Origin of the sequence: Legionella tunisiensis (assembly GCF_000308315.1) — a bacterium.
GTDB lineage: Bacteria > Pseudomonadota > Gammaproteobacteria > Legionellales > Legionellaceae > Tatlockia > Tatlockia tunisiensis.
The window spans coordinates 1-5,963 of the sequence record NZ_CALJ01000287.1 but is presented as its reverse complement, the minus strand read 5'-3'; the positions used below and the strand labels follow the sequence as shown (position 1 = coordinate 5,963).

Here is a 5,963-nt window from a genome sequence, read left to right as displayed (position 1 = left end):
ACCGGCAAATTATGCGTGATCTGATGCGCTCTTTACTTTGAACCGCAACTCGTATAAACTTCGTATAATGTATAGGCTATTACCGAAGTTATTACGGCTTTGAACTCAGCCAAGGTGAACATCATGACCATTTAGTCTGCGTAAAATGTGGCAGGGTAGACGAGTTCATTGATGAAATCATCGAACAACGGCAACGTATGATTGCAGAGAAGGCCAATTTTAAAATGACGGACCATGCTTTGAATATTTATGGTCTATGCCCAGCTTGCCAGATGCTTTAAGAGATGTGCTCAGTAAAAATTATTATGAGTCCATGTTTATATTTTAAGCTTTTCTTAATCTTTTTATGCTATGCTGGAGCGCTAATAAATAAATCAAACGGTATCAAATTATGATCATTGGAACATTCTGGTGTCAAAAAGATAATAAATGGGTGCGCTTTGTAAAAGAAGAGGGCGTAGTGCACGCAGAAAGCGCCTCTGCTCGCGAAGATAATCCTTCCTTGGCAGGCGCATGGAAGCCAGAAGCTGAGGGTATTTGGTCTGTTAATTATAACCTGGAAGATGACGCGCCGCTTAGAAACGAATTTTATCGCGTAAAAGACGGTATTCTTTACCATGACACGGGTATAATTAGGTATGGGGTTAAAATAATAGAACACCATCTTCCTTCCGGATGGGGCCGATACCCTGAAAGCATGAAGGCAAACTATGATCCTTTTTCAAATGTTCAAGGAGACGGGGTTGTATTATTACCTTATGACCAACTGCCTTTAACAATAGAAATACAGGAAGAAAGACGAGAAGAAGAAGAGCGGCTTGCTGAAGAGGCTCGAGAGCAGGTGCGTAAGCAGTGGGATGAGATAATAAAAAGTGATTTTTTTAGTCGATTTATTAATAGGGTAGAGAGTGCATTTACACCAGAGCAAAATGCTTATTTATACCACGAACTTTCTAAGGAGTTACTTCCTTTCCCAATAAGTTCTTATGAAACTCCTGCTGATTTTGTAGGGCTATGGTCTTGGGCGCTAGAGAATAGGGAAAGTGATATATACAGCGCGGTAATTAAAGTCGCTTCCACAACTTTTTTGGATGAGGATTTTGCTCTGAATCCGGACAAGGATGATGAAATGCGTAAATGGTTATTTGAGAGTAAAAAAGCGTTTTGTTTGGCTGTAATGAACGCTGGTGTTGAATTCGTACGTGCACTTTTAATCTGTCTAACCCATTGGAGCAACTAGAGGCAATACAGATACCTTTGGATGTACAAGTTCCTGTTTTGGATGCACAAGCAAAGGATACTATTGGTCAAGTTATTTATAAATTTTTCTCTGGTTGGCTAGCTGCTATTGCTCAATATGCTCCCAATATTTTTGGCCGGTCAACGCCTGCTGAGAGAGAGGGGATAGCAATGGACAGGAGATCGGAGCAGCCTGTTGTCGCTATAGGTCGTGATGTGCAGGAAGAACGCCGCGTAGAAATAGTCTCTTCTCAGGAAAGTTGGTTGTCGCGCAAAAAAGCGGGTGAGCTGGTCCAGAGTTCAATGAGTTATGTTAGCTCTTTGCGCTCCTTGTTTTGGTCAACGCCTCAATCCACTAATACCCAGAGACATGACCTTACGCTAGATACAGATGAGTCAGGAGTTAAAGTCGAGAACCGCTTCTGATGACTTGGGAAAGGTGGATAAAAGGGTCCTTACAATTAAAATAGAGTTGTAAACCAATGAATCCTCGCAAGTATATGAGTTATAATTAAGGTATTGACTGCTAACAAGGACGTTTGTTCATGTACGATGATTTACGTGAGCCCTACCAAGAAGAAGCGTTTCCTGCCTTGCAATTAGGCGGTATTCTGCTTAACGAGCAGATACTTGCTGACTCACCAGTCAATTTGGTGCTTAAATCCTTAAATCGCCATGGTTTAATTGCTGGTGCAACTGGCAGTGGTAAAACCAAGACTATCCAAGTGCTTAGTGAACAACTTTCCTTGCAAGGTGTTCCTAGTTTAGTTATGGATATCAAAGGGGATATCTCTGGCTTGGCGGCGCCAGGAGAAGCGTCTGAATTGTTGTTATCACGTAGCAAATCGTTAAATCTCACTTACACGCCACGCGCTTTTCCGGTCGAAATGCTTACTTTGAACGAATCACCTCAAGAAGGTGTTCCTCTTCGCTCAACCATGAGTGATTTTGGTGCAGTCTTGTTTTCGCGGATGCTGGATGTCAATGAAACACAAGCCGGTGTTATTACCGTTCTTTTTGAATACGCAAAAGATAATAATTTACCCTTGATCGATCTGGCCGATTTTAAAGCCTTGTTACAATTTGCCCAAAGCGATGCCGGCAGCGCAAAAATTGAAGCAGCTTTTGGTTCCGTGGCAACGTCATCGGTAGGGACGATTATCCGTAAAATTATTGAACTTGAGGCACAGGGCGGCGATAAGTTTTTTGGTGAACCTGCATTTAACGTCATGGATTTGGTGCGCATCAATGCTCAAGGTCAGGGAATTATTTCAATCTTGCGCTTGTTGGATATGCAAGATAAACCAAAATTATTCTCTACCTTTATGCTTAAGTTATTATCTGATGTCTATCGGGTGATGCCCGAGCTCGGCGATCCGCCCAAGCCAAAGCTAATTCTTTTTATTGACGAAGCGCATTTAATTTTCAGTAATGCCAGTAAGGCCTTATTAAGTTTATTGGATACGATGGTTAAATTAATTCGCTCCAAGGGCGTTGGTTTAATTTTTTGTACACAAACACCCAATGATATTCCCGATGCTGTATTAAGCCAACTTGGTTTAAAAATACAACATGCCTTACGCGCTTTCACTGCTAAAGATCGTAAAGCAATGAAGCTGGTAGCACAAAACTTTCCGCCCTCTACTTATTACAACACAGAGCAATTATTGACTGCTTTAGGCATTGGAGAGGCCTTGGTCAGTGGTTTGGATGCCAAGGGGCAACCAACACCTCTTATTGAATGTTTGATCCGTGCTCCGGAATCACGCATGGGGGTACTCAGCCAACAGGAATTAGCGGCTGTGGTGGCACAATCAACATTGATTGCTCGCTATGGACAGCGGATAGAACGCGAATCGGCTAAAGAAATGCTGGCCAAAGAGGTGAAAACTGGTACTGCTGATTCTTCCACAACGAAGGAAGGCAAGGTCGGTTCTCAAGAGCCTGGTATGATAGAGCAAATCAGTAAAAATACCTTATTTCGCCAGGTAGTACGGCAAATTATGCGTGATCTGATGCGCTCTTTATTGACCGCACTAGGAATAAAACGACGTTAAGTCAAAGCGCCTTGTAACATATGCCTTTATTGGTAGCCTATTCTTGTTATTGCCATGCAGACAGGAGTCTAGTCGTTCCTGTCTGGACATTACACTAAAAAAATAAGCCAAGCGTGCAACAACTGAGTATAGAAAAGGAAAAAAGGTATTGGCAGGATTTAACTGCGATTCGCCGTACCCAGCGGTATAGTTCCCAGCGATTTCAGCCATAAGATGTTCTCCCAAGGGGGCATTTAATCCGACACTGAATGTTGGGCTCATACGCCAGTCTTCCACCAGTAAATCATTGCGATGTACGCCTGCAGCACCGGCACTGGAAAAAAGTCTAAGAGACGTATTGTAGATAGGCAGCATAATTTTGCCGGTTAAACTGATTGTTTCCGTTTTGGTAGAAAATGTTGTCAATTCATTATTCTCAAAGCTGAATAAGCTCGAAGAGTCAAATGCGACGTCTGCTTTAGGATAATGCATATAACTAAATTCGATGGCGAAAGAGGGAGAAAATTCATGGCCAACAAACGCTCCCCAACCGCCGCCGCCTTCAGTAACATGAATGGGAGTGGAAACACTGAGCGCTAAATTTTGATTTTCATTAGTGGGCACCAACCCTTGCCAAGTAGTTGACGCATAACCGCCAAGGACACCTACATAGAAGTGCTGGTGAGAGAGGGTCCCTCCCTCACCAGCATGACAACCTATTGCATACAAAGACAACGGTAAGAAACTGGCAAGTAGCAATTTTTTGACAATCACAATAAACTCTCTCTTTCTTATCTTCTAATTTCTTCCTTAAGAAATCAGGAGATAACTTAGCTAATAAAAATTATAGGCAGGCTTTACTACAAATCCGGCCTGGAGAATTAACCTTACCAAACAGATAGCAATTCCAGTTATCCATACAATCCTGAGGGGTCGTATATTTCTGGCGGTCACAAGCTGTTTGGAGTGAACCATATATAATTAACAATCGTGCATGTAGCTTTCTCACATCCTGACACATTCCGGATGGGAGTCCTGATGATGTGCAGTAACAGGCAGCCACTGATTGAAACGATGAGCAAAAGTTCGCATGATTTGTAGGTAAAGCTCTATCACATGCCATTGCAGCTTGAGCAAACAGATAGGCGGCAATGACAATAAAAAGTTTTCGTATCATCCTTGATCCTCGTTAAAATTATTTCCTGAGGACTTTATCAGAATTCAGCTTAAGCACAAAACATTGATTGATCTTTTGGATAACATTGTTTTGTATCATTCTTCATAAGTCTCAGGATTTCTTTAGCAAGCATCTCACGAAAATCAGCAGTCAAATTGGCTGAAATAGCCAAGTGGGGCCTATTATCAGCCATACGGAGAAAACAGATATCGAGAAAATTGTCTACTTCCAATAAGTCATATTGATAATTGCGTGGGTTTTGCGTTTTTAATCCAAATAGCGAAGAATTCTCCCGTTCTGAGGTTAAAAAATCACTATGCATATTGATATTAATGAGAAAATTATTGCCTTTAAAAGAACTTAACCGACCACAGCAGTGGAGGATTTTTCGGTTTAATTGAAGAGTAGGGAATAAGCAGCTATATAACCAGGTTAATAGTTTGACACCATATTCTTTAATTTTTTACGCTCTCGAAAAGTTCCTATACTAGCGAGCTTCACCAAATTAGAACATTTTTGATAAGGGCTGGTAGTTATGATTGATTCATGAATTTTTTCGCAGACGGCGCTTAGAGTAGATTGCTGGTTAATCAGCACCTTAATTAGCTCCAGCCCTAAAAACAACCGATGGTCTTATCATATTTATGATCATCGCGTGTAGATTTAACTCTAGTAATACAGATGGGAGAACGTGTATTGAGCTTATAGCCACAACAATTATACAGCGCTAACAAGAGTACACTACTCAAGCCATCATTAAGGCTTATATGGTTATGAGCACAGAATAGACGCAGGTTTTGCAATGCCTCCTGGTTGATTTCTGTGTAGGTTGAATAGGGAATTTTGCTTTTCTTCATATTCGATACAACATATTCAGCGGGAAAGGTAAATAAAGCGGCATCTTCCAAATAATCGTCCCAGAATATAAAGTCACGGTGAAAATAAGTCTGGGTATAGGCTTGCTCTTTAAATATATATTCTCGATAAATGGTATCTCTGTTCAAAGATGGCAACTGACCCGATAGATAAAAGTTGGATAAGTCAGAAAACAAGATTGCAGGCGAAACGTGATCAGAAATAATATGAGGCATGCAGAGTTGGATTTCTGTTTTTTTATTCTTTAAATAAAATAAACGAACCATTAGCAGGGGTTGATTTTTAGGCCAAGGATAGAGTGCTCTTAATTCATTAAAGGAGGTTTCTAAAATAATCTCGCTTTCTTTATCAGACAGAGATTTGAGATTTTTTACTGCAATCTCAAGAGGAGGATTTTTCTGGAGAGCCTGGACAGGGCGAAAAGAGAATACTCGGTAGCATAAGGTTTCATGTTTCTTAATAATCAAAGCCAACGCGGTGTTTAATTTTTCCAGGTCTAGTATCCCTTTCACACGTTTCCGCGCACAGATATTTAACTTTTTGGCTTTAGATTCAAAGGTATTTGATAACCACAAAGTGAATTGGAAATCACTCAGCGGCAGCTGATTCTTATCCTTAAGAATCTCAGCAGAAAA

Annotated in this window: 7 protein-coding genes and 1 pseudogene; 4 read left to right on the top strand and 4 right to left on the bottom strand. The window is 40.9% G+C overall.

Going from position 1 to position 5,963, the window contains the following annotated elements:
* Positions 1 to 98: 98 nt before the first annotated feature.
* The 4 genes and pseudogenes from BN58_RS30195 to BN58_RS17045 all read left to right on the top strand — a co-directional run.
* Positions 99 to 281: pseudogene (locus BN58_RS30195) on the top strand (transcriptional repressor); the annotation flags it as partial.
* Positions 282 to 391: 110 nt separating this feature from the next.
* Positions 392 to 1,240 (top strand): hypothetical protein, encoded by an 849-nt coding sequence (locus BN58_RS17055; RefSeq protein ID WP_019217868.1) that lies wholly within the window; start codon positions 392 to 394, stop codon positions 1,238 to 1,240.
* A 17-nt stretch (positions 1,241 to 1,257) separates the two neighbouring features.
* Positions 1,258 to 1,665, top strand: a complete 408-nt coding sequence (locus tag BN58_RS17050) for a hypothetical protein (protein ID WP_019217867.1) — start codon at positions 1,258 to 1,260, stop codon at positions 1,663 to 1,665.
* 119 nt (positions 1,666 to 1,784) lie between these two features.
* On the top strand, positions 1,785 to 3,296 hold the full coding sequence (locus BN58_RS17045; protein WP_019217866.1) for a helicase HerA-like domain-containing protein: 1,512 nt from the start codon (positions 1,785 to 1,787) through the stop codon (positions 3,294 to 3,296).
* Here BN58_RS17045 and BN58_RS17040 read toward each other — a convergent pair.
* The 4 genes from BN58_RS17040 to BN58_RS29100 all read right to left on the bottom strand — a co-directional run.
* Positions 3,276 to 4,049 carry an outer membrane beta-barrel protein gene (locus BN58_RS17040; protein WP_019217865.1) on the bottom strand — a complete coding sequence of 258 codons (774 nt, stop codon included), beginning with the start codon at positions 4,047 to 4,049 and terminating at the stop codon, positions 3,276 to 3,278. The two genes, BN58_RS17045 and BN58_RS17040, sit on opposite strands and share 21 nt — an antisense overlap.
* Before the next feature lie 70 nt (positions 4,050 to 4,119).
* Positions 4,120 to 4,452 (bottom strand): hypothetical protein, encoded by a 333-nt coding sequence (locus tag BN58_RS30190; protein WP_083852261.1) that lies wholly within the window; start codon positions 4,450 to 4,452, stop codon positions 4,120 to 4,122.
* A gap of 49 nt (positions 4,453 to 4,501) precedes the next feature.
* On the bottom strand, positions 4,502 to 4,774 hold the full coding sequence (locus tag BN58_RS29105; protein WP_019217864.1) for a hypothetical protein: 273 nt from the start codon (positions 4,772 to 4,774) through the stop codon (positions 4,502 to 4,504).
* Between the two features lie 292 nt (positions 4,775 to 5,066).
* On the bottom strand, positions 5,067 to 5,963 hold an 897-nt coding region (locus tag BN58_RS29100; protein WP_232220740.1), incomplete at its 5' end, for a condensation domain-containing protein.

What these genes read in the sequence shown, in the direction of transcription:
- BN58_RS17045 (WP_019217866.1), top strand. Translation starts at nt 1,785, where the DNA reads ATGTACGATGATTTACGTGAGCCCTACCAAGAAGAAGCGTTTCCTGCC.
- BN58_RS30190 (WP_083852261.1), bottom strand. Translation starts at nt 4,452, where the DNA reads ATGATACGAAAACTTTTTATTGTCATTGCCGCCTATCTGTTTGCTCAA.
- BN58_RS29105 (WP_019217864.1), bottom strand. Translation starts at nt 4,774, where the DNA reads ATGCATAGTGATTTTTTAACCTCAGAACGGGAGAATTCTTCGCTATTT.
- BN58_RS17055 (WP_019217868.1), top strand. Translation starts at nt 392, where the DNA reads ATGATCATTGGAACATTCTGGTGTCAAAAAGATAATAAATGGGTGCGC.